Origin of the sequence: Polaribacter sp. Asnod6-C07 (genome assembly GCF_045063625.1) — a bacterium.
Taxonomy (GTDB): Bacteria; Bacteroidota; Bacteroidia; order Flavobacteriales; family Flavobacteriaceae; genus Polaribacter; species Polaribacter vadi_A.
On the sequence record NZ_JBEFOF010000005.1, the window covers coordinates 3,045,464 to 3,071,510 of the forward strand.

Consider the following 26,047-nt stretch of genomic DNA (forward strand, 5'->3'; position numbering starts at 1 on the left):
GGCATTTTTAATTTATAAATCTATTTTTTATAAAGGCAAACTTTCTTTTATCAATTCCATATTTATTGCAGCACCAGCAATTGTGCCAGAAGATGTTGCTAAAGAAACTGCTCTAAAAGGAGATGTAATATCACCAGCTGCATAAACATCTTCAATATTTGTTTTCTGAAAAAAATCAACTTCAAAATGTCCAGAATCATTAGTTTTACATCCTATTTCTGTTGGTATTTTACAATGCTGATCAAAAGGGACTCTAGAAAATATTGCATCGATTTTAGTTTTAGCACCATCTTTAAAAGAAATTTTTTCTATGTTACCATTTAAATGCATTAATTCTTCAATCTCTTTTTCAACAATTGTAATTTTTAATTTTGATATAATTTCGATTTGTTTTTCTGTTAATTCTGATTTTCCATTGGTAAATAATGTTAAATTCTTAGACCAATTTTGGATAAGTGTACAAAGTTCAAATGCAGTTTTACCATTGGCGATAATTCCTAAATCTTTGTTAGCTACTTCATAACCATGGCAATAAGGGCAGTGTAGAATACTTATTCCCCAGCAATCTGAAAAGCCTTTAATATTTGGCATAATATCTTTAACACCAGTAGAAAAAAGGACTTTTTTTGCCTTAATTTTTTCTTTTAGTTTGGTTTCTATTTCAAATCCGTCAGAAATTTTAGTAGTAGAAATTACCAAATCATTTAAAAATTGTACTGTATCATATTCTAAAACCTGACTTTTTGCTTTTTGAAATATTTCTATCGGTTTTACGCCATCTTGAGTAATAAAATTATGTGAGTAAGGTGTTTGTCTGTTACAAGGTTTTCCACTATCAATAATTAATACATTTCTTAAAGACCTACCTAAAGCCATTGCAGCTGATAAACCAGCATAACTACCCCCAATGATTACAACATCAAATACTTTTCTTTTTTCCATATTTATTTTCAATTTATTTGATTCTAATTTTAAGGAACAAATATATCTAAAAATTATTTAACGCAACTAAGTTGCGTTAAAGATTTGTGATGTATCAGATCATAAAATCTATAGTCAAAATATTAAAAAATATAAACTGAATCTTTTGATATATAGATTTTAAGAAATAATAATTGATTTACTTGTGTTATAAAATCATTTTAAAAATGAAGCTATAATCAACAATAAAAAAAGTGAAAAGGGTTTTAAGACGAAACTGCACCTAATGTGTACAATTGCTCTAAAGTAGGAGAGAGGCTACCACCTGCTGGCTCTAAAGTAATACCAAATGCTTCAGATTCGTTTGCATTAGTAATGGTAAAGATTTTATTATTATCCGCAGTAAAACTGTCTAAAGTACCTAAACTTGTTGGTGTTAATGGACTTAGTTTTAAAGACCAAACTTGGTAAACTTTTCCTTTTGGTGGTTCTGGTAAACCTTTAGCATCTAAATAAATAGAGTTTGTTTTTTTATCCCAGTATACTTTAGCATAAGAAGTAGGCGAAACTGTTTGCCCAGCTAATGGTACAGAAATTATGTCTTTGTCTCTAAATACTTCAATTAATTTTTCTGCAGCAGCTAAATTAGTAGATGCACTATCAATTTGTGCTTCTAATACTTCTTTTTCTGATGCAACTTGTTGTTTTAATTGATTGTTTTTAGAAAGTGTAAAAATTAAAATACTACCAATTAATAGAGATGCAGCCCAACCTGAATATTGTAACCAATTTGTTTTTGGCTTAGTAATAGGTATTACCTTAGGTTGTTCAACTTTTAATTGATTTTTAATACTATCAAATGAATAAGCACTATCCTTTTTAGAAAAAGCAGTTAATTTAACAATCGCATTTTCTATGGATTGTACTTCTGCTAAAACTTCAGGATATTTTTGCATAGCTTTGTATACTTCCTGATTTTCTTTTTCAGAAAGGGAACCTGCAACATAAAGTTCCAAAATTCCAGATGCTATGTAGTCTTTACTATCCATTTTTATTCTCCTAACATTGTACGTAATTCGCCAATGCAAGTTCTATTTCTTGTTTTTATGGTACCAAGAGGCATCTCTAATTCTTCTGATGCTTCTTTTTGTGTAAAACCTTTAAAGTATATCAACTCAATTACAGCTTTACATTTTTCACCTAATTTTGTTACAAATTCTTTTAAACCAATTGTATTTGTAGATTTATCTAAGTTACTACTGGTTTCTAATATATCTACGAAAAAATCTGCATTAAGGTTTTGTTTAGATTGTTTAAATTTTTTAGAACGGGTATAATCTATAGCTGCATTTCTTGCTATGTTTAATAACCAAGTAAAAAAACGGCCTTTTTTAGAAGAATAAGTATCAGCTTTATTCCAGGCTTTTATAAAAACATCTTGAGTAATTTCTTGAGTAACATCATCATTTTTAACAATATTATTTACAACTCCAGAAATACTATCACAATACATATTGTATAGTTTTTCATAGGCCTTTACGTCCTTTTGTTGAAACTGTAAGATTAATTGTTCTTGACTCATATAATTATAAGTAGCTAAAATACTATAAAAATAGAAATAGCCTTAGTATATTAATAAAAATAAAATTATTTTTTTTCTAGAATGATGTAAGAGTTCTCCGCAATTACTATTTGATTAAAAAATTCTTTTAATGCAAAATATTCATTAGAGCTAAAAGAACTTCTACTGATGTTAATGCGAGTATAAATAGTTATAATATTTTCTTTTTTAACTATTTTTAAAACAAACATACCACCTTTATTTGGCAAAGAAATTGCAACTTCTTTAGGTAGTTGAGTAATTTTGTAAGTTTCAGGAATCTTTAAACTCAATGCAAAATTATTTTTACTTGCATAACCAAAATCAACAGGATAATATCTATCTTTTAAAGTAAATGGATTCTCTTTCATTCTTTCAAAAAAGAAAGGGTTTATCCTCGTTTTTCTGCTTAAATCTTCATCCATCATAATACTTACAGTGTAAATTTCTTGTAATGGTTTATCTAATTCGTCTAGAAAACTAGCTTTATAATCATCTACTTCTACATCTGGGTTGTCGTCTTCAAATTCTTCTAAATAATCTTCTTCTGTTAAAGAACTTAATTTTTCTCTTTGTTTTTTTGCTGAATATCCTTGCTTTCTAATTAAAAGATTACCTGAAAATTCACCATCTTCACTCAAAGTTAATTTAGCAGTTACATTTTTATAAGATTTGTATTTAGGTTTTAAGGTTACCCAACTGCTTTCTTTTTTATAATTGATAACTCTTGCTTCTCCATTTAAAGTTCTTACAGGAACCTCACCAAAAGGTAAAAATTGATCAGTTGCATCTAAAAAATATTCTTTTTCATTTATGGTTGCTTTAACAATTACATAATTGTAATCAAAAATTACAGGGTAAAGTTTTGTAGGAATTCCGTTTTCTCTCGTTGATAAAATTACTAAATCTGCTTGAATTTCTGCAGCACTTAAAGCGTTGTATAAAGACATATTAATTTCGCCTGCACTACCAATTTTATTATCAAAAGCTTTTTTTACTTTTTCATCTTCATTATTCCAGTATTTCTCATTCCAAGTATAATGATTTTGTATAAATTTATAAATACCTTTTGCTTTATCTAAATTATTATTCATAGATAAAATTTCTTCTGGAATTCTCTTTTTAAAAAAACTTTTTTTAGAAGTTTGATTGTTTAAAAATATTTTCTTTAATTTTTTGTCAGCCTCTTTCCAAGTGGTTGTGTATTTTTCTATAACTCCTCTTGGGCTAGTGTAAGATTCTAAATCAAATGATAAGCGAGATACGTAGTTTTTTTTGCTTAACATATAATCTTCTTCTTTAAAAGCAGGTATGTTGTTAATACCATAAGAATAAACTCTACAAGCACCAGGACCTAAACCTTCTATATCTACACAATTTTTTTTGATAGAAGAATCGTTTTTATCTAGTTCTAAAAAACCGATAATTCTAATGTTATATTTATAGTTTCCAAGAATTGCAGCATCAAATTCGCTTTTTATTTTTGGAATATCAGATTGAAAATTCCAATCAGAAATACCAAAATAAGGAGAAATAATACTGTAAGAATATTCAATAACAGAACCTTCTTTTATGTTTGGTAAAGTAAAACGATGTGTAGTCCAATTTTCGGTTTCATTTACCTTAAAAATTTTATCTTTAGCTAAATATGTTCTTTTTAAAGAACCAATTTCAGAGCTATTGTATGTAATTGCCTTTATATCTGAAACTTTTTTTTCTTTGTAGAGTTCTAAAGTAATGTTAGCCAAATCAAAAGCAGATTTATCTAATATTTTTATTCTATAATAATAATCTGTTCTTGTTTTGTAATCGTTTTTTGGATCTAAATAAACATTGGCATGTTCATATAAAACTACAGCTGCTGCAGTAGAATCTTTATCATAAACCTTCATTTGTAATTCACCTATGGTTGTTTGTCCCATTTTAGATGATTTTTCTGCTTGAGCATTTACTATTATTGTAGCAAGTAATAATAGAATTAGAGGTAGTTTTTTCATTTTTTTATTGCCTGATAATTTTCTGAACTTTATTTTTATCTAAGTAATTTTTAACAATAGTTTTAGCAATTTCTTTATAATCGATATTTGTAAGTACAGATTTTAAAATATCGACATTATTCTCTTGATAAGCTAAATTTGTATAGCCATAACAACAAATTGTATTATCTTCAATAAGAATAACAGCATTTTCTTCTAGCTCTCTACCTTTTTCAATAATTAAAAAATTATCATTATTAAAGTTATCTTGGGTAAGCTTAAACTTCTTTTTAAAATTAAATTTTGGAGATATAGACTCTAAAGCGATGTAGTATTTTAAACGTGTAAATAATTCGTTACCAGTTTTATTGTAAGAAACAGAAGTGGCCCTTTCTTGAATTTTTACAGCACGTCTCGTAGTTTTTAGAAAAAGTTTATTTATTTCTGATTTTATATTTTTTCCTCTACCAATAAAAATTACTTTTCCATTAGTATCATGAATGAAATAAATACCTAAAACTCTTGGAATTTCTTCTATTAAAGTTTTTAATTTTTCTTTCTCAACTCTTTTATCAAAATATTTAATAGAGTTTTGAATAATTTCTTTCTTAGTATCTTTTTCTAATAATAATTTAAATAATTGAATTGTAGCTAAAGCATCTCCATTTGCTCTGTGTCTGTCAGCAATTGGTATTCCTAAAGACCTAGTTAATTTACCTAAACTATAAGAAGGTTGGTCTTTAATTAATTCTTGACTTAATTCTACTGTACATAAAGTGTTTCTTTGATAGTCGAAACTTAAACGTTGAAATTCAGTTTTTAAAATTCGGTAATCAAAAGCAGAATTATGAGCAACCAAAATACAATCTTTTGTAATTTCTACGATTCTTTTAGCTACTTCAAAAAATTTCGGAGCGTTTTTCAACATTTTACTGTTGATGCCTGTAAGTTTTACTACAAATTGTTGTATTTCTCTTTCTGGGTTTACTAAAGATATAAATTGGTCTACAACTTCGTGACCATCAAATTTATAAATTGCAATTTCAGTTATGCCTTCTTCATTAAATTTACCACCTGTGGTTTCAATATCTAAAATAGCGTACAAATTCTTTTTCTTTAATTTTTTTTAAATTTACTGATTATAATTACGATGACCAAATATTGAGCTACCAACTCTTATCATCGTGCTTCCATTTTCGATTGCTAGTTTATAATCTCCACTCATTCCCATAGAAAGAATTTCTAAACTTGAGTGTTTGGTTTTTAGTTGATTAAATAAGTTTTTGAGTGATAAAAATTCTTCTTTTAATTGATTTTTGTTATCAGTAAAAGTAGCCATACCCATTAAACCAACAATGTTAATATTTTCTAGTGCTTCTGTTTCCTTTGCTGATAAAATTGTTTCGATTTCATTAAATGATAAACCGAATTTACTGTCTTCTTTGGCAATTTTAGCTTGTAATAAACAATTTATTACTCTATCGTGTTTTTTTGCTTCTTTGTTAATTACATTTAGCGTCTTTAATTTATCAACTCCGTGAATTAAATCAACAAAATGAGCCATATACTTTACCTTATTACTTTGTAAGTGGCCAATCATATGCCATTTAATGTCTTTTGGTAAAGCATCATATTTATCAACCATTTCTTGAATTTTATTTTCTCCAAAAATACGCTGACCAGTGTTATAAGCCTCTTGTAAATCTTCTATAGGTTTTGTTTTAGAAACAGCAACTAGAGTTACATTTTCTGGTAAAGTTGCTTTTATATTCTTTAAATTTTCTTTTATCATTTAAAACTTTAAAATTAATCTCGATACAATTTTATATTATCATTTAAATAATGATTTGACACAAAAATTGTATCGAGAATTTTTATAATTATCTTAATAATTCAATGATTTGTTTGGCTAATTCTATACCAATTCTGTCTTGTGCTTCTTTAGTTGCTGCACCAATATGTGGTGTTAAAGAAATTTCTGTGTTCATTAAAAGTTGTACTGCAGGTGTAGGTTCTGTTTCAAAAACATCTAAACCAGCAAATTGTACCTTGCCACTTTCTATAGCTTTTACCAAATCTACTTCGTTTAAAATTCCACCTCTTGCAGCATTTACAATACCAACCCCATCTTTCATTTTATCGAATTCTGTTTCAGTAATTAAGTAATCTTCTTGTGCAGGTACATGTAATGTAATAAAATCGGCTTCTTTTAGTAATTCATTTTTATCAATAGTATCAATCTGAAAACTAATTTTTTGTCCGTTAAAAAAATCTAAGGTAATTGGTGCGCTTTCTACTAATTCATCAGTAGCAATGATATTCATACCTAAACCTAATCCAATTTTTGCTACTTCTTGACCAATTCTACCAAAACCTATAATACCTAAAGTTTTGCCTCTCAATTCAATACCTTGAGCATAAGCCTTTTTTAATTCTTTAAAACGAGTATCGCCTTCTAAAGGCATTTCTCTGTTAGATGAATGTAAGAAACGAACCATACCAAATAAGTGTGAAAAAACTAATTCTGCAACAGAACTAGAAGATGCAGCTGGTGTGTTTATAACATGTAAACCATTGTCTATAGCATATTCTACATCAATATTATCCATACCAACACCACCTCTTCCAATTAATTTTAAAGAAGGGCAAGCTTCTATTAATTCTTGACGAACTTGTGTTGCACTTCTAACTAAAATTGCATCTATATTATTATCGTTTATATAATTTTCTAACTGACTTTGAGCTACTTTTGTTGTTATTACTTCAAAACCTCCTTTTTCTAAAGCGTCTATTCCGCTTTTAGAAATTCCATCATTTGCTAATATTTTCATTTGCCCATCCCAACCTTCCCAAAGGGAAGGAGTTTTATTTATTGTTTTTTATTATTATGTTTTAATCAAGAGCTTCTTTTGTTTTGTAATACTTAAGAAATTCTTTCTAATTCTTGCATTACATCCACCAAAGCTTGTACACTATAAAGAGGTAACGCATTATACATACTTGCTCTGTAACCCCCTACACTTCTATGTCCATTAATTCCGTTAATACCAGCTTCTGCACAAAGTTTATCGAAAGTTTCTTTCTGGCTTTCATCAACTAAATTAAAAGTAGCATTCATTGTACTACGATCTTCTTTTGCTACAATTCCTTTAAACAAAGGGTTTCTATCTATTTCAGAATATAATAAAGCCGCCTTTTTGTTGTTTACTTCTTCTATAAATTTAATTCCACCTAAACCTTTTAACCATTCTAATGTTAGCATAGAAACGTATACAGCAAAAACAGAAGGTGTATTAAACATTGAGTCTTTGTCTATATGAATTTGGTAGTTTAACATAGAAGGAATTTCTCTTTCTACTTTACCTAATATATCTTCTTTAATAATTACTAAAGTTGTACCAGCAGGACCCATATTTTTTTGAGCACCAGCATAAATTAAATCGAACTTTTCAAAATCTAATTGACGAGAAAAAATATCTGAACTCATATCGCAAACCAAAGGAACATTCGTTTCTGGAAACTCGTGTATTTGAGTACCAGCTACAGTATTGTTACTTGTACAGTGAAAATAATCTGCATCTTCTGGAATGTTAAACCCTTTAGGAATGTATGAGAATTTTTTATCTTTAGATGATGCTACTTCTACAACCTCACCAAATAATTTTGCTTCTTTTATAGATTTGTCAGACCATGCACCTGTGTTTAAATAGGCAGCTTTTTTATTTAATAAGTTGTAAGCAACCATTAAAAATTCAGTACTTGCTCCTCCTTGTAAAAACAAAGCTTTGTAACCTTTGTTTTCTAAGCCTAATAATTCTAAAGCTAAAGAACGCGCTTTTTCCATTACAGCAACAAAAGGTTTACTTCTATGAGATATTTCTATTAATGATAAATTATCATCATTAAAATTTAGTATAGCTTCTGATGCTTTTTGTAATACTTCTTGTGGTAAAATACAAGGTCCTGCACTAAAATTATGTTTTTTCATACTCTTATGTTCAATATTATATATTCAATTTTCAAAGTTGAAGATCTTACAACTTTGTATTTATCATTGTTAAATGGTAGCTAAAAAATCTAAAGTATTCACTCTATCTGCATAATCTGTTAACTGCGGATGTTGAGTTTGCCCAAAACCAACTTCATTTTCGATAAAGTTTTTGGCAACAATACACTGAATTTTTTCTCTATCTTGATGTAATTTTATTTTAAGATCGATTTCATTGTCATAATATTCATAAAAAATGGTAGCAATAGGTGAGGCGTAACTCTCATCTTCTTTTATCATTAAAAAACCATTTTCTAACAAATCAAATTCACTCATTAAATAAACAGCTTTGTTGTAGTCGTAATTATTAGCATACTTTGCATTATTGATAATTTCTTTTTTTGCATACATTCCGTTAAAAAATGTTTCAAAATTGTAATCTTTAGGGACAAATAGTTTAGAAACACTTCTGCAACCAAGACCAAAATATTGAAAAACATCATTAGATAAGTTTGTAAAATCCTCAATTGTTTCATCACCTGTAATAACAGCTACAGAATTTCTGCTTTTTCTGATGATATTAGGCTTGTTTTTAAAATAAAATTCAAAATAACGAGCAGTATTGTTGCTACCTGTTGCAATTACAGCATCGAAATTGGATAATTTTTCTTCTGTAAATGTAATTTTACCTTTTAAAGTTTCATCTACATATTCTAAATACTTAGCTAAGAATGGTAATAAATGTTTGTCATTAGAAGATTGTTTTACTAACACAGAATGCCCAGAAATTAACACAGATAAAAAATCGTGAAAACCAACTAAGGGAATATTTCCTGCCATTATTATGGCTACTTTTTTAGGTTGAATTTTATCTAAATTTGTGCTTTTAGAAAAATCAATTAAATTGTTTTTTGTTAAGCTTTTAGACCAACTATTTAAACTGAATAAAATATTATCTTTAGTAAACCAAGAGTTTTTTTCTTGTGCTAATTTAATTTGATGTAAAAATCCATCAAAAAAGATTTCATTATATTCAATATTATCTTGTTTTTCTATTTTATCAACAGAAAATTGACTTAAAAAGTGGCCTAATTTTGCAAATGCAGTAATTCTATTTTGAATACTATTCATTTATTTTGGTTGTCTATAATTTTGGCTTTATTTTTGCAAAAGCAAAGGTACAAAAACAGAAAAGAAAATTATGGCAATTATAATAACAGATGAATGCATAAATTGTGGGGCTTGCGAACCAGAATGTCCTAATACAGCAATTTACGAAGGTGCAGACGATTGGAAATATTCTGATGGTACAGATTTAAGTGGTGATGTTGTTTTGCCAGGAGGAAAAGCAGCAAATGCAGACGAGGATCAAGAACCAGTTTCAGATGAAATTTACTACATTGTTCCAGATAAATGCACAGAGTGTAAAGGTTTTCATGATGAGCCACAATGTGCAGCAGTATGTCCTGTAGATTGTTGTGTGCCAGATGAAGATGTTGTAGAAACTGAAGAGTTTTTATTAGAAAAACAAGCTTTTATGCACAATGACTAAATAAAAATTTATTTTTATAATAAAAAAACCTCGATGAAATTCGAGGTTTTTTTTTTGATTAATCGTTTTATTATGAATTACTTGAAATAATATATTAAAATTAGCACACACTTTATATTTTCTAAAAATAGAGTATTCATTATAAATTAATGTAAAATCGGTTGAATGATTTTTTATGATATTTTAAGTTGTTTTATAATAGTAAATATAAAATTAAAAGCCTGAACATAAAATATTCAGGCTTTTTTTGGGGAGACTATTTAAATGCTTATAAGCGAAAGTTAATTCTTGTAAAATAATATGCTCCATCAGATCCCATTTGAACAGAATCTGCTAAACCACCTTGATCTGTCCAACCATCAAACTGAGAAGTAGGGTAGATGTTAAAAAGGTTATTTGCACCTAATGTAATGTTCACTTTATCAGAAATTTTGTATCCTAAACTTAAATCTGTTGTAATTAAAGACTCATAAGTATCTGTTGCAACTGCATACAAAGCATCTGCTTCTGCTTGTGTAGTTGGTGGAGCATCTACCCATTGAAAATCTTGTAATTGAACTTCGCTAAATTTAGTTAAAGTAACATTTGCATTGAATTTGTTTTTAGAATATCCTAAGTTTAAACCAAACTTATAATCTGGTGCAGCAGCTTCTAAATACGCTTGAGAAAATCCGCTAAAAAAAGTATAAGGATTTAAATCTCCATTATGAATTTCTTTAATTTCTAAATCGTTTAAATTACCAATTAAACCAATATTTATATTGTGGTCGTTACCAAACGTAGTTTTGTAATTTAAGACAATATCAACTCCACTAGTTTTAGTATCTACTCCATTTGCAAAAAATTGTGCAGCATCTACATTTAAAGGGCCTAATATAGTTTGATCTGTAAAGTTATCTGTTAAAATAATTCTATCATCAACAGCAATAGAGTAAGCATCTATTGTTGCTGTAAAACCGTTTTTCTTATAGGTAAAACCAATACTAGTATTAATTGCTTTTTCTTCTTGTAAGTCTCCAATACCAAATGCCCTTGTAACTGTACTATTATTTGCTGATAATAAAGAAGGAACAGAAGTACCTGCTACAATATTTGTGAATTTTAAGTTGTAATAAATTTGAGCTAAAGATGGTGCTCTAAAACCACTAGAAACAGAACCTCTAAAAGAAAGGTTGTCATTTACTTTGTATCTTGTTGCAAGTTTGTAGTTAAATGTGCTACCAAAATCACTATAATTCTCATAACGTAAAGCAGCACTTAATAAAAAAGCTTCACTTAGGTTTATTTCTGTATCAAAATACACACCTAAATTTGTTCTACTTCTGTCTACTTCATTATCTGGACTATAACCAGGAAAACCTTGTGAACCACCAGATAAAACATCGCCATTAGAATCTGTAGCTACAGTTTGTATAGCTGGGTTTGTTAAAAGGACCCCATTATCATCATATAAACCATAAGAAGATTCTTCACCTGCAAAAATTTGAAAGTTTTCTGTTCTGTATTCTAAACCAAATGCAAAGTTTATACCATCAGCATAATCTTCAAAATATTTACTAAAATCTACTCCTGTTGTATTTTGAGATAAACTGTGTCCACCAGCATCAAAATCTGTAGGAGAAGCATCACCTAAAGATGCATTATTAGAATCTTTAATAAAATAATGAAACTTATTCATACCAAAAGTATTATTAAAATCAACTTCCCAACCATTATCTAAAGTATGTTTTAAACCTCCAGAGATTGAATTATCTACAATGATTGATGTAATTCTAGGTGTAAATCCATCAGGATAAATACTTGGTACAGATCTATTATCACCATCATCAAAACTACTTCTAGAAAAAGCATAAGCGTCTGTATCTCTATAATTTCTACCACCAAACACATAAACTTCAGTTTTATCAGAAACAGGAATAATAGAGTTAACCATAAAATTAAAACCATCTAAACCTGCACTACCATAACCTTGACGCCAAGAAAAACCAGGTCTTAAAGTTTTATTTTTAGTTAAAAACTCTGTTGTAAAGTTTACAAAACCACCTAAATCATTAATTTTTGCACCATAGTTTAAATCAATTTTAACGGTTTCACCATCAAAACTTTTGTCTTTACCATCTAATCTGTTTTTTCCTTCTATATTATAAAGTTCTGGTTCCCAGCCATCTTGTGTGTCAAATATTTCTTGTGCATAATCACCACCTACAGCAGTACTGTAAGCTCCATATGTAATACCTGCAGAAATACCATCAGTATTATCATTTAAAACAATATTAATAACCCCAGCAATGGCATCAGAACCATATTGTGCAGAAGCACCATCTCTTAAAACTTCTATTCTTTTAATTGAAGCTGCAGGTATTGCATTTAAATCTGTACCAGAATTACCACGACCTCTTGTACCAAAAATATTAACTAAAGAAGATTGATGTCTTCTTTTACCATTAATTAAAACTAAAGTTTGATCTGGACCTAAACCTCTTAATGAAGCTGGTACAATATGGTCTGCACCATCAGAACCAGATTGTTTTGTAGCATTAAAAGAAGGAGCAGCAAATTGTAAAATATCATTTACTTCTACTTTACCATTTTTTGTTGCTAATTCTTGAACGTCAATAATGTCTACAGGTACAGGAGTATCTACTGCAGTTCTTTTAGAATTTCTAGAGCCAACAACTACAACTTCATCTAAAGCATTGTCTTCACTCATAACAATAGATAAAAAAGTATTGCTATTCACCTTGATGTTTTTAGTTTCAAACCCCATAGATGATACTACAAATGTTGCAGGTAAACTTTTTACTGTAATAGAGAATTCTCCATTATCATCTGTAACAACACCATTAGACGTGCCTTTTTCTATAATATTTATAAAAGGTAAACTAGCACCAGAAATGTCTGTAACCTTTCCTTTAATATTCTGTGCTAAGAATGATAAAGGAATCATAAATAAGAAAATAGTAAATAATTTTAATGTTTGATTTTGTTTCATAAAAATTAACTTTAATTAGAAAATGAATTGTTTTAAACTAAATTTTAAATAAAACTTAGCCTTTCTTATTTTTAATAAGACTTGTAGATTAAAATTATACTCTTTAAAATTTAATTTTTTTTACAAAAAAGTGAAAATCGATGAATTTTATGTAATAGATTGTTTGGTAACTGCATTGTAAATTGCTTTTTGTTTGAATTTTATTACATATAATGTAATTTACAGAGCTTCGTTTTTATCAAATTCATTTATCAGTTTTTTTTCTAATACTCATTGTTTTATGAAAGTTCGTTTATATTTGCACTCGCAAAATTATTATTAAATGAAAGCTGGAATTGTAGGATTACCAAACGTAGGAAAATCAACTTTATTTAACTGTTTATCTAATGCAAAAGCGCAAAGTGCAAACTTTCCTTTTTGTACAATTGAACCAAATTTAGGTGTTGTGAATGTACCTGATACACGTTTAGAAAAGTTAGAAGAATTGGTAAATCCAGAAAGAGTATTGCCTGCAACTGTAGAAATAGTTGATATTGCTGGTTTGGTAAAAGGAGCTAGTAAAGGAGAAGGTTTAGGAAATCAGTTTTTAGCAAATATTAGAGAAACTGACGCTATCTTACACGTTTTGCGTTGTTTTGATAATGATAATATTATTCATGTTGATAATTCTGTAGATCCTGTAAGAGATAAAGAAACGATTGATATCGAATTGCAATTAAAAGATTTAGAAACGGTTCAAAAACGTTTAGAAAGGGTTAAAAGAACTGCAAAAACAGGAAATAAAGAAGCACAAGCTGAATTAGTTGTTCTCTTAAAAATTGAAGAAACTTTATTACAAGGTGTTTCTGTAAGAGCTTTAGATTTTAACGAAAAAGAGATTGAGTTTGTACAATCTTTGCAGTTTATTACAGCAAAACCTGTTTTATACGTTTGTAATGTTGATGAAAATTCAGCAGTTTCTGGTAATGATTATGTAGATAAAGTAAAAGAAGTTGTAAAAGATGAAAATGCCGAGGTTATTGTTTTAGCAGTGGGTACAGAAGCAGATATTACAGAATTAGAAGATTATGAAGAGCGCCAAATGTTTTTAGAAGATATTGGTTTAGAAGAAGCTGGTGTTTCTAGATTAGTACGTTCTGCTTATAAATTATTAAACTTACAAACTTATTTTACAGCAGGTGTAAAAGAAGTAAGAGCATGGACAATTCCTATAGGTTCTACTGCACCACAAGCTGCAGGAGTAATACATACAGATTTTGAAAAAGGTTTTATTAGAGCAGAAACTATTGCTTACGAAGATTATGTAACTTTTGGTAGCGAAGCTAAAGTAAAAGAAGCTGGTAAAATGAGAGTAGAAGGTAAGGAGTATATTGTTAAAGATGGAGATGTAATGCACTTTAGATTTAATGTGTAGGCTACTTTAACTGAAACTAATTTTTTTAAACTTTTAAATATTTCCATTCAACTATTAATAAATACCATTCGTATAATAAAAAATAATGCCTTTTAGATTAATATTATTTTTGAGTAACCTTAAAAATAAATATTATGTTTTCTCAAATCTTAAATTTAGTTTCTTTAAAAGAATTTACTTCTTTATTTATAGATTATACACTTTTAACTGTTGCTTTTTTTGCATTTTTTGTATTAATGAATAACATAATTAAAGCGATAAAAATTAACGAAAGTCAAAGAGCTTTAGTAAAAGTAAAAATATAGTTAACTTCATTTTTAATAGTTTTTTTTCTATCTTGATTAAATAACTTGTAGTTTACCAAAAACTAGAGTTAACGAGATTTTAGATGTCTCTTGACATTTTAATAGTAGTTTATTGAGTAAACTTTTGTTGAGTTTATGTGCAGAACCAGAGTTTCTATAAAGTTTAACTTTTCAACAAACCTATAAATATTCCCATTCGTCTATAAAAGATTACCATTGGTATAATAAATAATATTGCCTTTTAGATAAATATTACTTTTGAGTAACCTTAAAAATAAACATTATGTTTTCTCAAATCTTAAACTTAGTTTCTTTAAAAGCATTTACTTCTTTATTTATAGATTATGCACTTTTAACTGTTGCTTGTTTTGCGTTTTTTGTCTTAATGAATAATATAATTAAAGCATTAAAAATAAATGAAAGCCAAAGAGCTTTAGCAAAAGTGAAAATATAATTACCTTAAAAAAGATTAATTTTACAAAACAAAAATTATAAAATTAATAACTTGTCTTAAACTTTTGTTCTACAGAAGTTGTTGAGGCTCATAAAATTTTTATGAACTTCCAGAATAACATCTAATTCTAATTGATTTACAATTATTAATAGTTTTATACAGATTTAAATTGAAAATCGGGTATAAAAAGATATTTCTCGAATAAACTACCAATACTTTTTTAACAAATTATTTGATCATAAAGATTTAAAATTAAGAGTAATAAGGTTTTAAAATTAATCATAACCTTGTCTTTATAGAATTTGTTAATTACCTTTAATTCTTTGCCATAATTCAGATACTAATTTTTTAGCATCACTCTTATTTTTTGGTACTTCTTTAAAAAATGGAGTTCCATTTTCATCAACAATAATCTCATATTTAAAAACAAAATTGTTTGCATTTGGTTTTATACTTAATGTGCCAAATCTTAAATCGTTAAAATATAAAACGCCATTTTTCTTGTTGATGGTATACCAACCTTTAGAAATAGCTATCATTCGTTTTACTTTTTTATGATGAATTAAATCTCCTAATAAATGATGATTTTTAGGATAGCTAGAAAAATGAATTGGGTTTTTATCAAAAAATGATGAATTACCAATTAAAAAAGCATTTTTGGTATCAATATTTGCAGTCCATAAAATAGTGTTTAATGGAGTTGGTTTTGTTTTTATATCAGAATAGGTTATGTTTTGTAATGCAAGTTCTTTGGTAAACTTTTGATAAGATATTCCTTTTAAAATCAATGTAATTATCAAATAAGAACTGCTAATAATTAATCCTGAATTATTATATAACCTTCTTTTTTTAGATGATCTTTTTTGACACATAACTAAAATCAAAAAAACTAAAAACGGAAGTGTGTATAAAGGATCTACAACAAAAACATTTTTAAAAGCCAATCGAATATCAAAAGGCCAAAAAAGTTGTGTTCCCCAAGTGGTTTGTGCATCTAAAATGGGATGCGTTATAAAAGCCCAAAAGAATAGCCAAGACCAATTTTTAAAGGATTTATATTTTTCGTACTTGTTAACTATAAGAGAAAAAATAGGAGCAAAGAGTATAGAAAATAGGATAGAGTGTGTAAAACCTCTGTGCATTTCTAAGGCAGTTACTTTATCAGTAAAAAAAGAAGAAAGCACATCTAAATCAGGAATTGTACCAGCAATAGCACCATATAGCATAGCCTTATTACCAATTTTTCTTCCTAAAACGGCTTCTCCAACTGCTGCACCTAATACAATTTGCGTTAACGAATCCAATTTATTTTAATTTTATTAATTAATAACTTTTCTTAAACTTTTTTTCTACAGAAAAATTAATCAAATTCATAAAGTTTTCGTGTACACCTAAAGTAACATCTAATTGCAACTGATTTATCAGAATTAATATTTGTTCAGATTTAAATTGTAAATCGGGTATAGAAATATATTTTTCGAATAAACTACCAATACTTTTATAATACAATTGTTCAAAACCATTTAAGTTTTCTGGTTTCTGGTCTACATATTCATAAGATTGAATATTAAAAGCCTCTAAAACATCACCTACATAATTGTTATGTAGTATTTGTTTGGGGTTTACAATATTCATTTCTTTTATACTTGGTGTTAAAAACGCGTATAAAATTGCTTTGGCAGCAAAATCAACAGGTATTATATTTAATCCACTTTTTTTATCAACCCAAATCCTAAAATTATCTTTTGCTTTTTTTGCATATTTATCTAAAAATATGGCCCAAGAATAAAAAACATCATATTTAGGAGTTTCGAAAAAAGGTTTATCAATTAAACGTCCACAAATTATACTTGGTCTTAAAATCTGAGCATCAATATTTTTTAGATTACAGGTTTCTCTTACAAAACGTTCGCTTTCATATTTTGATTTTTCATAAGGATTTCTAAAATTAGTAACCTTATAATCTGCAATAGTATCATTTACTTTATCATCTTGAATTCCGAAAGAATATGCTGTGCTGATGTATAAAAATCGATTTACAAAATTAGGAATTACCTCTAAAAGGTGTTTAGTAACTAAATAGTTTTGAGTATGTACAGTCTCTTTAGAATCGTTGGTGTTTAACAAATTTGTAGAGCCTGCACAATGTATAACTGTGGTAAAATTATATTGATGTAAAGTTTCTTTTTTTAGGGTTGATAAATCACTAGAAATAACTGTAATTCTCTCTAAACATTCTTCTAAAGAAAATTGATTTAAAAAATCAGGACGAGATTCATCTTGTAAAATATCTAGCAAACGTTGTGTTGCAGTTTTGTTTGTATCTCTAATAACAACAAAAAGATGGTTTACTTTTTTTTCTACAATTGCTTTGTGCAACCATTCAAAAATAATATGACTACCAACAATTCCTGTTCCTCCAGTTAATAAACAATTCATATACATCTTTACATTGAAATAATAGCGGACGAATTTACTTTATAAAAAAACAAAAACCCCAGAAAGTCTGAGGTTTTATTTAATTTAAGTATAATTTTATTTTTTTATAAAATCTTTTGGTATGGAAAAAGAATCTCTAAAACCGTTCACAAATTTTATATTAGTAATTTTAGCACTACCAATTTTCTTTGTTAATCCTTTCTCTAATCCCCATTCTAAAAACTCCCAATTTGTAGCAAAAGGGATACCATCTATTTGTTTGTAGTCTAAATATTTTATAGCATGAGGATCTGCTTCTGCTTCTGCTTTAGTTTTACCAGCAGTAACAATATAAGCAACATGATCTAACATATTATTGTCTTTATTAGCATAAATTATATACCAATCATCAGGTGCATCACCTGTATTAGCCTCAAAAGATAATTTTGCAGTATTAAAGGTATTATTTGCTTCAGGAGTTTTAAAATTATCATCCCATTTTGTTCCATTATCACTTAATTTATAAGGATATAAGAAAAAATAACTCCAAGTATAGGCATGAAAACGAACTCCTGGGTTGTCTTTTAAACTAGGAGACACAAATATATCTTGTTTATCCACATAAATAAAATCTCCGTTTTTGTAAGCAATTTTAGCTAAATCAGAAGTAGTTGAAATAGTAATATTTGCATCAAAAATTTCATTACCACCAAATTCTATTAAAGCATCAAATTGTATTGCTTCTTGTTTTAAGAAATCTTTTTTGTTGTGTGCAATTTCAATTTTTTCAGCAAATGTTTTCTCTGTTTTAATTATTTCAGTTTTTTCTGATGTTTCAGTTGTTGCTGAGTTTTTTTTACAGCTAATTATAAATAATAAACTAGCGAATACTGTAATGATTATTTTTTTCATTTTTTTATTTGTTTAGTTGAATGATACAATCTTTGTGTAATCGATTTATAATTATGTTCCTTACAAAATAGTTGTTAATTTTTATAAAAAGGTAATTTTACAATAGTTGCTGGTATTGCTTTTTTACGAACTTTAATATTTATCTCTGTTCCAGATTTAGCAAATTGAGTAGGTACATACCCTAAACCAATTCCTTTACTTAAGCTAGGGCTCATTGTACCAGAAGTCACATTACCAATAACTTTTCCTTCACCATCTACAATATCATAACCTTGTCTTGGAATTCCTCTATCATTTAACTCAAAAGCAACCAAACGTTTTGTAGGTTTTTGTTCTTTTTGTTTGGCTAAGAAATCTGCATTTACAAAATCTTTGGTAAACTTTGTAATCCAGCTTAAACCAGCTTCAATTGGAGATGTTGTATCATCAATATCATTTCCATACAAACAATACCCCATTTCTAAACGTAAAGTATCTCTAGCAGCTAAGCCAATTGGTTTTATGTCAAAATCTGCACCCGCTTCAAAAACTTTTTTCCAGATCTGTTCAACTTCATTGTTTTTACAGTAAATTTCAAATCCACCAGAACCTGTATAACCAGTTGCAGAAATAATAACGTGCTCAATTCCAGCAAAATCACCAACTTTAAATTTATAAAAAGGAATTGCTGCTAAATCTAAAGAAGATAAAGATTGCATAGCTTCAACTGCTTTTGGACCTTGAATGGCTAATAATGAATATTCTTCTGATAAATCTCTTAATTCTGCACCAAACTCTTCATTATATTTACTAATCCAGTTCCAATCTTTTTCAATATTAGAAGCATTTACAACTAATAAATAGGTGTTTTCTTTAATTCTGTAACAAATTAAATCGTCTACAATTCCGTTTTCTGTGTTTGGGAAACAGCTATATTGTGCATCTCCAATAGTTAATTTAGAAGCATCATTAGAAGTAACTTTCTGAATTAGTGCCAAAGCATTATCACCATAAACTAGAAATTCACCCATATGACTAACATCAAAAACACCAACTCCATTTCTAACTGTAAGATGTTCTGCTGTAACACCTTCGTAAGAAACTGGCATGTTATAACCAGCAAAAGGTACCATTTTTGCGCCTAAATTTTCGTGAACTTTATGTAATGCAATATTTTTCATTTATAGATTTCTTTATTAAAAGGCTAAATTATTGAAAAATTCAGAATAAACAATTACTAATAATTTGTTAATATTTTCTATCAAAAATAAATAGTATTACTTTTGAAATTATAATTAATAAACCTGTTTAAATGAAGATATATAAATTCTTTTACCTTTTATTATTTGCGTTATTTTTTAATAATATTTCATTAATTGCACAAAATGATAAGTTTACAAAACAGGATACACTTAGAGGATCTATAACTCCAGAACGTGTTTGGTGGAATTTAAAATACTATCATTTAGACATTCAAGTTTTTCCTAAAACAAAATTTATTAAAGGTAAAAATACCGTAAAATATACGGTTTTAAAGCCTTATAATACTTTACAAATTGATTTACAAGCACCTTTAAAAATCACAAAAGTTGTACAAAACAATAAACAGTTAAAAGTAGTTTCAGAAGGTAATGCGCATCATATTCATTTACTTGAAGAACAAAAAAAAGGTAGCGTTAATTCTATTGATATTTATTATGAAGGTAAACCACAAGAAGCAAAAAATGCACCTTGGGATGGTGGTTTTTCATGGAAAAAAGATAAAAACGGAAATGATTTTATAGCAACATCTTGTCAAGGTTTAGGTGCAAGTGTTTGGTGGCCTAACAAAGACCATATGTATGATGAGGTTGAAAATATGGATATAAGTGTACGAGTTCCATCAAACTTAATGAATATTTCTAATGGAGAGTTAGTAGAAACTGAAATTCATAAAGACAATACAACCACTTATCATTGGTCTGTTAAAAATCCTATTAATAATTATGGAGTTAATTTAAATATAGGCGATTATGTACATTTTAGTGAAGAATTTAAAGGTGAAGGTGGTCAATTAAATATGAATTATTATGTGCTTTCTTATAATTTAGACAAAGCCAAAAAGCAGTTTAAACAAGCACCAAAAATGATGAAAGCTTTTGAGCATTGGTTTGGTAAATATCCTTTTTATGAAGATGGTTTTAAATTGGTAGAAGTACCTTATTTAGGTATGGAGCACCAAAGTTCTGTAACTTATGGTAATAAATTTAAAAACGGTTATTTAGGTAGAGATTTATCAGGTACAGGTTGGGGTTTAAAGTTCGATTTTATTATAATTCACGAATCTGGTCATGAGTGGTTTGCCAACAATATTACCTATAAAGATGCTGCAGATATGTGGATTCATGAAAGTTTTACAGCTTATTCAGAAAGTTTATATTTAAACTATTATTTTGGTAAAAAAGCGGCTTCAGAATATGTAATAGGTACTAGAAAAAGTATTAAAAACGATAAACCAATAATTGGTGTTTATGGTGTAAATAATACAGGATCTGGAGATATGTATTATAAAGGTGCTAACATGTTGCATACAATTCGCTATTTAATAGATAATGATAAAAAATGGCGAACAATTTTACGAGGTATTAATAAAAAGTTTTGGCATAAAACAGTAACAACACAACAGATAGAAAATTACTTATCTAATAAAACTAAAATAGATTTGTCTAAAGTTTTCGATCAATATTTAAGAGATATTCGCATTCCAGAATTTACTTATAGTATTAAAAATAATGAGTTAAAATACAAATGGACCAATGTTGTATCTGGTTTTAATATGCCTGTTAAAATCTATATTAACGGAGTTGCTAAAGATTTAAAACCAACTACAGACTGGAAAATTAAAAAAGTAAAAACGTCTAACATTCAATTAAAAATTGATGAAAATTATTTTGTAGTTGCCAAACAAACAGAATAATTTTAAGTCTTTAAAAATTATAAGAAAACAATGAGTAAAGAGCAACCAAACAATCCATTACATGGTATAAAATTAGCCACAATTTTAGAAGAATTATATTTAGAATATGGTTGGGAAGAATTGGGTTATACCTTGAATATCAACGCTTTTAAGAATAATCCAACTTATAAATCATCCTTAAAATTTTTAAGAACTACACCTTGGGCTAGAGAAAAAGTAGAAAATTTTTACTTAAAAAATATGATTGATTAATTTTTTTAGAAGCTATTTCCAGCTTTACACTATATCTTTTTATGCTGAATTTATTTCAGCATCTGTTTATTTATAAACACTATTTTTATTTTCTCTAGCAAATACTGAATCTAGTTAAGCATAAAAAGGATGTCGTTTCAATCTGGGCTAGACTTGTTTGCAAACGAACTTGCTTAAAAAAAGCACTATTTATTTTCTTCTTTAAGTAATTTTTGAACCTGTTTAATAGTTAGTGTACTTCCATCATGAGACCAACCAGGAGCTGCAAAAGCGTACATAAATTTATGATACCAATTTTTAGACTTTTTCATATCTAACCAAATGTCTTTGTATTCGTGTGTTAAAATCACTAACGGATTGTAAGAATTAGGTGGTTTTGTAACTCCATATTTTATATCAATAGATTCATCTAGTTCTTTCCAAGTACCAAACATTTTATCAAAAACATTTAAAAATCCACCATGATTTTTATCCATATATTCAATGTTTTGTGCATGATGCACTTGATGCATGGTATGTGTATTCATAAATTTTTCTATAAAACCTAACTTCGGAATAAAAACACTATGCAATTGAAATTGCCATAAAGCTTCAATACCTAAACAAACCACTACCATTTCTGGTGGAAAACCAATGGCAGGAATCCACATATAAAAAAAAGGTTTGTAAAAAATAGTAAACCAACCATTTCTAACAGCAGTTCCTAAATTAAAATTATCAGAAGAATGATGTACAATGTGTGCAGCCCATAAAAAACGAACATTATGGTTTTGTCTATGAAACCAGTAATAACTAAAATCGTCTAAAAGCTGACAAATTACCCAAATATACCAGGCATAACCAAAAGAAGCATACCCCATAATATTGGTTCTAACACCATCTACTAAAGGATTAAAAAGTTCGTAAACAAAATTAAAAAGAACAATGGCAGCAATGGTTTTAGTAAGTGGAGCTATAATTGTAGAACCAATACCCATAGTTAAACTTGCTGCTAGATCTTTCCATTTATAAAGGTCTTTGTTTTTCTTTTTCTTGTGATGTTTACTGTAAGTAAGTTCTACTAAAATTAGAGCTAAAAAACAAGGAACACCATATATTAAAGGGTTTGTGAAATCCATAAAAGGGTATACTTTTTTTTATAAATATAAGTCAATTATAAGATTGTAACCTATGTTTTTTTTAATTTTTTAGAAGTTAATTTAGGCTCTTAATATTCAATTTTTTGAACCTAATTATTTTAAATGAATTGTTTAATTTGGGCGAGATTTAGTTGTTCACTATTTTGTTGTTTTTTGTTAATTGGGAGTTTTAAAACATATTAATTATCTGTTTTTTCCTCTTCTAAATACATAATAATTGGGTATCGTTCCTTATATGAGAGTTTATAGAATTTTATATTTCTCTTAATCTCTTTATTGGTAAAGGGTAAATAGGTACTTAAATGTAGAAAGGTTTTGTTCTCTTTTATATCATTTGAAACTTGACATATATAAACAAGGCCATTTATTTCATTATGAGCAGAAAAGTTAAAGCTTAAACTGTCTTTATAGTAATTGATTCTTGATATTGGAGGAATATTTTTACTTATTAAAAATTTATAAATAGAATCATTAACTAAATCATATTTTTTAAGAGGAAATTTAATTGTCCAAGTTTTGGTGCGACTTTTTTTAAAACGATCAAAGCCAATATATATACTTGTATCTTTTTTAGATTTTGTTAAACGATTAATTTGTCCTTCAACTGGTTTATATCCCAGTTTTTGAATTTTTTTATATTTTAAATTTAATTCTTGTATATCAAATAAGAATTGATTTTTTGTCGATTTGCAAGAGTTGAGAAGTAAAAATAAAACTATTAAATTCAGTATTCTTTTTAATAAAATCATAGTTCTAAAATTTAATTCGATATAATCTCCAAAACCAGTTCTTTAGTTAAAGGTCTACCATTAGCCATTTTTTTGATGTTTTCAAATGTAAAAACAAAATCACAGCCTGTTTTGTATTCAGAACAACCATAAGCGGTTTTACCTTTTAAAATAGTCCCTTTTTTGCATTTTGGACAAATTATTTTGTCTGAAGATTTCTTGACTGCGTTCGAAGGGACAGTTTTGACTTTAGGTTCTAATTTTAAGTTGAAATCATCATCAAAACGAATTAAACCTTCAATAGAACCTGTATCATTTTTAAAACCTTTTAAATTGGTTGTACAACCTTTATCCAATAATCTAATAATTTGATTTTCAGAAACTTTTTTATCGTAAATTTTAAAAGGTATTTTAAAATTACAATTATTTTTATATTCAGAACAACCATAAGCAGAAGAGCCTTTTAAAAGTTGTCCTGTTTTACATTTTGGGCAAGTTTTACCAGCAACCTGTTTTTTAGTTTTTGTTTTGGGTTTCGTTGAGTTCTCTACTGTACTCGAAATGACATTATTGGAAGAAATTCGTTTTTTCGAAGTATTAGAACGTACTTCATAAACCAATTGATCTACCATTTTTTTCATATTATTTATGAAAGTTCCTGCATTGAATTCTCCACGTTCAATTTCTTTTAAACGTTTTTCCCATCTACCAGTTAATTCAGCAGATTTTAGCAGTTCGTTATCAATAATATTGATTAAATCAATACCTGTTTGCGTTGGTAAAACCAGTTTTTTCTTACGCTCTATATATTTTCTTCTAAATAAAGTTTCAATAATACTTGCTCTAGTTGATGGTCTTCCAATTCCGTTTTCTTTCATCAACTCTCGCATTTCATCATCATCTACTTGTTTACCTGCAGTTTCCATAGCTCTTAGTAAACTGGCTTCTGTATAGTTTCTTGGTGGTTTTGTTTCTTTTTCTAAAAACGAAGGCTCATGAGTTCCTTTTTCTCCTTTAACAAAAGAGGGTAGAGTTGCTGCTGCATTTATCTCTTTTTTAATTGAAGATTCTTTCTTCTCAAAAACAATACGCCAACCTTTATTGATGATTTCTTTTCCTGTAGTTTTAAAAGGGACTTCTGCAGCTTTACCAATTACGGAAGTGTTAGAAACATCAGAATCTGGATAAAAAACTGCAATAAATCTGCGAGTAATAATATCGTAAACTTGTTGTTGATTGTATTGTAAATTCCCTTGAATTCCTGTAGGAATAATTGCGTGGTGATCTGTGACTTTTTTATCATCGAAAACACGCTTTGTTTTCTTTATTTTTTTGCCTAATAGTGGTTGTGTTAATTCACTAAAATTTGTCAATTTCGATAAAATTCCGTGAATTTTAGGATATAAATCATTAGGTAAAAAAGTGGTGTCTACTCTTGGGTAAGTAACTACTTTCATTTCGTATAATTTCTGAACAATTTTTAAAGTTTCATCCGCAGAAAATCCGAATTTATTGTTGCAATATACCTGTAACCCTGTTAAATCAAAAAGTTTAGGAGCGTATTCTTTACCTTTCTTTTTGGTAACAGAAACAATTTCAAAATCAGATTGTGCAACTTTATCAGCTAAAACTTGTCCATCTTCCTTTTTTAAAAAACGACCATCTTCGTAATTAAAAAGTGTATTTCTGTACGTAGTTTGTAATTCCCAATAAGGTTGTGGCTTGAAATTCTGTATTTCAAAATAACGATTCACTAACATTGCTAGAGTAGGAGTTTGCACTCTACCAACAGACAAAACTTGTTTGTAACCACCAAATTTTACAGTGTACAAGCGTGTTGCATTTAAACCTAAAAGCCAATCTCCAATAGCTCTAGAATAACCTGCATAATATAAATTATCGTACTTTTCTGAGGATTCTAAATTGTTGAATCCGTCTTTAATAGCTTCTTCAGTTAACGATGAAATCCATAAACGTTGTACTTTTCCTTTGTAATTACATTGATTTATTACCCATCTTTGAATGAGTTCTCCTTCAGTTCCTGCATCCCCACAATTTATAATTACATCTGCTTTTTCGAATAAAGATTTTACAATATTAAATTGTTTTTTAATTCCAGAATCGCCTGTAACTTTGGTATCAAAATGTTCAGGTAACATTGGTAGGTTATTTAAATCCCAACTTTTCCAATGAGGTTTGTAATCTTTAGGCTCTAAAAGTGTGCATAAATGGCCAAAAGTATAAGTTACTGCATAACCATTTCCTTCGTAAAAACCATCACGTTTTGTGTTGGCTCCTAGAATGTTAGCTATTTCTCTTGCTACACTTGGTTTCTCTGCAATACAGACTTTCATTAATTATTTTTAGGTTTTCGAAAGTAATAAATTATTTGAGAAGTTTTATAAAACCTTTTTTTACTTATTAGCTTTTTTTTAAGTTTTTAAAGATTAAAATGAAATAG

General features: G+C 28.1%; 23 protein-coding genes. 6 read left to right on the forward strand and 17 right to left on the reverse strand.

Features of this window, described 5'->3' with window-relative positions; genetic code table 11:
• Window positions 1–27: 27 nt before the first annotated feature.
• The 9 genes from ACJJVK_RS13225 to ACJJVK_RS13265 form a co-directional block, all read right to left on the reverse strand.
• A complete protein-coding gene (locus ACJJVK_RS13225; RefSeq protein ID WP_405566579.1) occupies window positions 28–942 on the reverse strand; it encodes an NAD(P)/FAD-dependent oxidoreductase in 915 nt (304 codons plus the stop codon).
• A gap of 245 nt (window positions 943–1,187) precedes the next feature.
• Window positions 1,188–1,970: an anti-sigma factor domain-containing protein gene (locus ACJJVK_RS13230; RefSeq protein WP_405566582.1), complete on the reverse strand. Its 783-nt coding sequence runs from the start codon at window positions 1,968–1,970 to the stop codon at window positions 1,188–1,190.
• A gap of 2 nt (window positions 1,971–1,972) precedes the next feature.
• The gene (locus ACJJVK_RS13235) at window positions 1,973–2,503 is read right to left on the reverse strand and encodes an RNA polymerase sigma factor (RefSeq protein WP_405566585.1); all 531 of its coding nucleotides are present in this window, start codon (window positions 2,501–2,503) and stop codon (window positions 1,973–1,975) included.
• Between the two features lie 65 nt (window positions 2,504–2,568).
• Window positions 2,569–4,518, reverse strand: a complete 1,950-nt coding sequence (locus ACJJVK_RS13240) for a hypothetical protein (protein ID WP_405566588.1) — start codon at window positions 4,516–4,518, stop codon at window positions 2,569–2,571.
• 4 nt (window positions 4,519–4,522) lie between these two features.
• Entirely contained in the window at window positions 4,523–5,602 is a 1,080-nt protein-coding gene (locus tag ACJJVK_RS13245) for an exonuclease domain-containing protein (protein ID WP_215995525.1), read from the reverse strand.
• 27 nt (window positions 5,603–5,629) lie between these two features.
• Complete coding sequence (locus tag ACJJVK_RS13250) at window positions 5,630–6,289, reverse strand: YggS family pyridoxal phosphate-dependent enzyme (RefSeq protein WP_405566591.1); 660 nt, start codon at window positions 6,287–6,289, stop codon at window positions 5,630–5,632.
• Between the two features lie 88 nt (window positions 6,290–6,377).
• Window positions 6,378–7,328, reverse strand: a complete 951-nt coding sequence (locus ACJJVK_RS13255; RefSeq protein ID WP_405566594.1) for a D-2-hydroxyacid dehydrogenase — start codon at window positions 7,326–7,328, stop codon at window positions 6,378–6,380.
• Between the two features lie 92 nt (window positions 7,329–7,420).
• Window positions 7,421–8,485 carry a 3-phosphoserine/phosphohydroxythreonine transaminase gene (serC, locus tag ACJJVK_RS13260; RefSeq protein ID WP_405566597.1) on the reverse strand — a complete coding sequence of 355 codons (1,065 nt, stop codon included), beginning with the start codon at window positions 8,483–8,485 and terminating at the stop codon, window positions 7,421–7,423.
• 69 nt (window positions 8,486–8,554) lie between these two features.
• Window positions 8,555–9,616, reverse strand: a complete 1,062-nt coding sequence (locus ACJJVK_RS13265; protein WP_405566600.1) for an acyl-CoA reductase — start codon at window positions 9,614–9,616, stop codon at window positions 8,555–8,557.
• 70 nt (window positions 9,617–9,686) lie between these two features.
• Between ACJJVK_RS13265 and ACJJVK_RS13270 the strand changes: the two genes are divergently transcribed.
• Window positions 9,687–10,037, forward strand: coding sequence for a 4Fe-4S dicluster domain-containing protein (locus ACJJVK_RS13270; RefSeq protein WP_405566603.1), 351 nt, complete (start codon window positions 9,687–9,689; stop codon window positions 10,035–10,037).
• A gap of 268 nt (window positions 10,038–10,305) precedes the next feature.
• Here the strand turns inward: ACJJVK_RS13270 and ACJJVK_RS13275 are convergent, their stop codons facing one another.
• Complete coding sequence (locus ACJJVK_RS13275) at window positions 10,306–13,029, reverse strand: TonB-dependent receptor (RefSeq protein WP_405566606.1); 2,724 nt, start codon at window positions 13,027–13,029, stop codon at window positions 10,306–10,308.
• Window positions 13,030–13,351: 322 nt separating this feature from the next.
• Here ACJJVK_RS13275 and ychF point away from each other — a divergent pair, with 322 nt between their 5' ends.
• The 3 genes from ychF (at window position 13,352) to ACJJVK_RS13290 (ending at window position 15,202) form a co-directional block, all read left to right on the forward strand.
• Window positions 13,352–14,443 (forward strand): redox-regulated ATPase YchF, encoded by a 1,092-nt coding sequence (gene ychF / locus ACJJVK_RS13280; RefSeq protein WP_405566609.1) that lies wholly within the window; start codon window positions 13,352–13,354, stop codon window positions 14,441–14,443.
• 134 nt (window positions 14,444–14,577) lie between these two features.
• Window positions 14,578–14,748: a hypothetical protein gene (locus ACJJVK_RS13285; protein WP_405566612.1), complete on the forward strand. Its 171-nt coding sequence runs from the start codon at window positions 14,578–14,580 to the stop codon at window positions 14,746–14,748.
• A gap of 283 nt (window positions 14,749–15,031) precedes the next feature.
• Window positions 15,032–15,202 (forward strand): hypothetical protein, encoded by a 171-nt coding sequence (locus tag ACJJVK_RS13290; protein WP_405566615.1) that lies wholly within the window; start codon window positions 15,032–15,034, stop codon window positions 15,200–15,202.
• Between the two features lie 305 nt (window positions 15,203–15,507).
• Here ACJJVK_RS13290 and ACJJVK_RS13295 read toward each other — a convergent pair whose 3' ends face one another.
• The 4 genes from ACJJVK_RS13295 to gcvT form a co-directional block, all read right to left on the reverse strand.
• Complete coding sequence (locus tag ACJJVK_RS13295) at window positions 15,508–16,506, reverse strand: metal-dependent hydrolase (RefSeq protein ID WP_405566618.1); 999 nt, start codon at window positions 16,504–16,506, stop codon at window positions 15,508–15,510.
• Window positions 16,507–16,525: 19 nt separating this feature from the next.
• A complete protein-coding gene (locus tag ACJJVK_RS13300) occupies window positions 16,526–17,641 on the reverse strand; it encodes an SDR family oxidoreductase (RefSeq protein ID WP_405566621.1) in 1,116 nt (371 codons plus the stop codon).
• A 96-nt stretch (window positions 17,642–17,737) separates the two neighbouring features.
• Window positions 17,738–18,532: a hypothetical protein gene (locus ACJJVK_RS13305; protein ID WP_405566623.1), complete on the reverse strand. Its 795-nt coding sequence runs from the start codon at window positions 18,530–18,532 to the stop codon at window positions 17,738–17,740.
• Window positions 18,533–18,606: 74 nt separating this feature from the next.
• Window positions 18,607–19,692 carry a glycine cleavage system aminomethyltransferase GcvT gene (gene gcvT / locus ACJJVK_RS13310; protein ID WP_405566626.1) on the reverse strand — a complete coding sequence of 362 codons (1,086 nt, stop codon included), beginning with the start codon at window positions 19,690–19,692 and terminating at the stop codon, window positions 18,607–18,609.
• Window positions 19,693–19,823: 131 nt separating this feature from the next.
• Between gcvT and ACJJVK_RS13315 the strand changes: the two genes are divergently transcribed.
• Entirely contained in the window at window positions 19,824–21,467 is a 1,644-nt protein-coding gene (locus ACJJVK_RS13315; protein ID WP_405566629.1) for a M1 family metallopeptidase, read from the forward strand.
• A 30-nt stretch (window positions 21,468–21,497) separates the two neighbouring features.
• Entirely contained in the window at window positions 21,498–21,719 is a 222-nt protein-coding gene (locus ACJJVK_RS13320) for a VF530 family DNA-binding protein (RefSeq protein WP_405566632.1), read from the forward strand.
• 185 nt (window positions 21,720–21,904) lie between these two features.
• Here ACJJVK_RS13320 and ACJJVK_RS13325 read toward each other — a convergent pair whose 3' ends face one another.
• From ACJJVK_RS13325 to ACJJVK_RS13335, 3 genes are all read right to left on the reverse strand, one after another.
• Window positions 21,905–22,837, reverse strand: a complete 933-nt coding sequence (locus ACJJVK_RS13325; RefSeq protein WP_405566635.1) for a sterol desaturase family protein — start codon at window positions 22,835–22,837, stop codon at window positions 21,905–21,907.
• 200 nt (window positions 22,838–23,037) lie between these two features.
• A complete protein-coding gene (locus tag ACJJVK_RS13330; RefSeq protein ID WP_405566638.1) occupies window positions 23,038–23,607 on the reverse strand; it encodes a hypothetical protein in 570 nt (189 codons plus the stop codon).
• 11 nt (window positions 23,608–23,618) lie between these two features.
• Window positions 23,619–25,940 carry a DNA topoisomerase 3 gene (locus ACJJVK_RS13335; protein ID WP_405566641.1) on the reverse strand — a complete coding sequence of 774 codons (2,322 nt, stop codon included), beginning with the start codon at window positions 25,938–25,940 and terminating at the stop codon, window positions 23,619–23,621.
• Window positions 25,941–26,047 lie beyond the last annotated feature (107 nt).

Bases quoted from the DNA above. Each gene is read 5' to 3' on its own strand.
- ACJJVK_RS13225 (WP_405566579.1), bottom strand. From the start codon at position 942: ATGGAAAAAAGAAAAGTATTTGATGTTGTAATCATTGGGGGTAGTTAT.
- ACJJVK_RS13230 (WP_405566582.1), bottom strand. From the start codon at position 1,970: ATGGATAGTAAAGACTACATAGCATCTGGAATTTTGGAACTTTATGTT.
- ACJJVK_RS13235 (WP_405566585.1), bottom strand. From the start codon at position 2,503: ATGAGTCAAGAACAATTAATCTTACAGTTTCAACAAAAGGACGTAAAG.
- ACJJVK_RS13240 (WP_405566588.1), bottom strand. From the start codon at position 4,518: ATGAAAAAACTACCTCTAATTCTATTATTACTTGCTACAATAATAGTA.
- ACJJVK_RS13250 (WP_405566591.1), bottom strand. From the start codon at position 6,289: ATGATAAAAGAAAATTTAAAGAATATAAAAGCAACTTTACCAGAAAAT.
- ACJJVK_RS13255 (WP_405566594.1), bottom strand. From the start codon at position 7,328: ATGAAAATATTAGCAAATGATGGAATTTCTAAAAGCGGAATAGACGCT.
- serC (WP_405566597.1), bottom strand. From the start codon at position 8,485: ATGAAAAAACATAATTTTAGTGCAGGACCTTGTATTTTACCACAAGAA.
- ACJJVK_RS13265 (WP_405566600.1), bottom strand. From the start codon at position 9,616: ATGAATAGTATTCAAAATAGAATTACTGCATTTGCAAAATTAGGCCAC.
- ACJJVK_RS13270 (WP_405566603.1), top strand. From the start codon at position 9,687: ATGGCAATTATAATAACAGATGAATGCATAAATTGTGGGGCTTGCGAA.
- ACJJVK_RS13275 (WP_405566606.1), bottom strand. From the start codon at position 13,029: ATGAAACAAAATCAAACATTAAAATTATTTACTATTTTCTTATTTATG.
- ychF (WP_405566609.1), top strand. From the start codon at position 13,352: ATGAAAGCTGGAATTGTAGGATTACCAAACGTAGGAAAATCAACTTTA.
- ACJJVK_RS13285 (WP_405566612.1), top strand. From the start codon at position 14,578: ATGTTTTCTCAAATCTTAAATTTAGTTTCTTTAAAAGAATTTACTTCT.
- ACJJVK_RS13290 (WP_405566615.1), top strand. From the start codon at position 15,032: ATGTTTTCTCAAATCTTAAACTTAGTTTCTTTAAAAGCATTTACTTCT.
- ACJJVK_RS13300 (WP_405566621.1), bottom strand. From the start codon at position 17,641: ATGAATTGTTTATTAACTGGAGGAACAGGAATTGTTGGTAGTCATATT.
- ACJJVK_RS13305 (WP_405566623.1), bottom strand. From the start codon at position 18,532: ATGAAAAAAATAATCATTACAGTATTCGCTAGTTTATTATTTATAATT.
- gcvT (WP_405566626.1), bottom strand. From the start codon at position 19,692: ATGAAAAATATTGCATTACATAAAGTTCACGAAAATTTAGGCGCAAAA.
- ACJJVK_RS13315 (WP_405566629.1), top strand. From the start codon at position 19,824: ATGAAGATATATAAATTCTTTTACCTTTTATTATTTGCGTTATTTTTT.
- ACJJVK_RS13320 (WP_405566632.1), top strand. From the start codon at position 21,498: ATGAGTAAAGAGCAACCAAACAATCCATTACATGGTATAAAATTAGCC.
- ACJJVK_RS13325 (WP_405566635.1), bottom strand. From the start codon at position 22,837: ATGGATTTCACAAACCCTTTAATATATGGTGTTCCTTGTTTTTTAGCT.
- ACJJVK_RS13330 (WP_405566638.1), bottom strand. From the start codon at position 23,607: ATGATTTTATTAAAAAGAATACTGAATTTAATAGTTTTATTTTTACTT.
- ACJJVK_RS13335 (WP_405566641.1), bottom strand. From the start codon at position 25,940: ATGAAAGTCTGTATTGCAGAGAAACCAAGTGTAGCAAGAGAAATAGCT.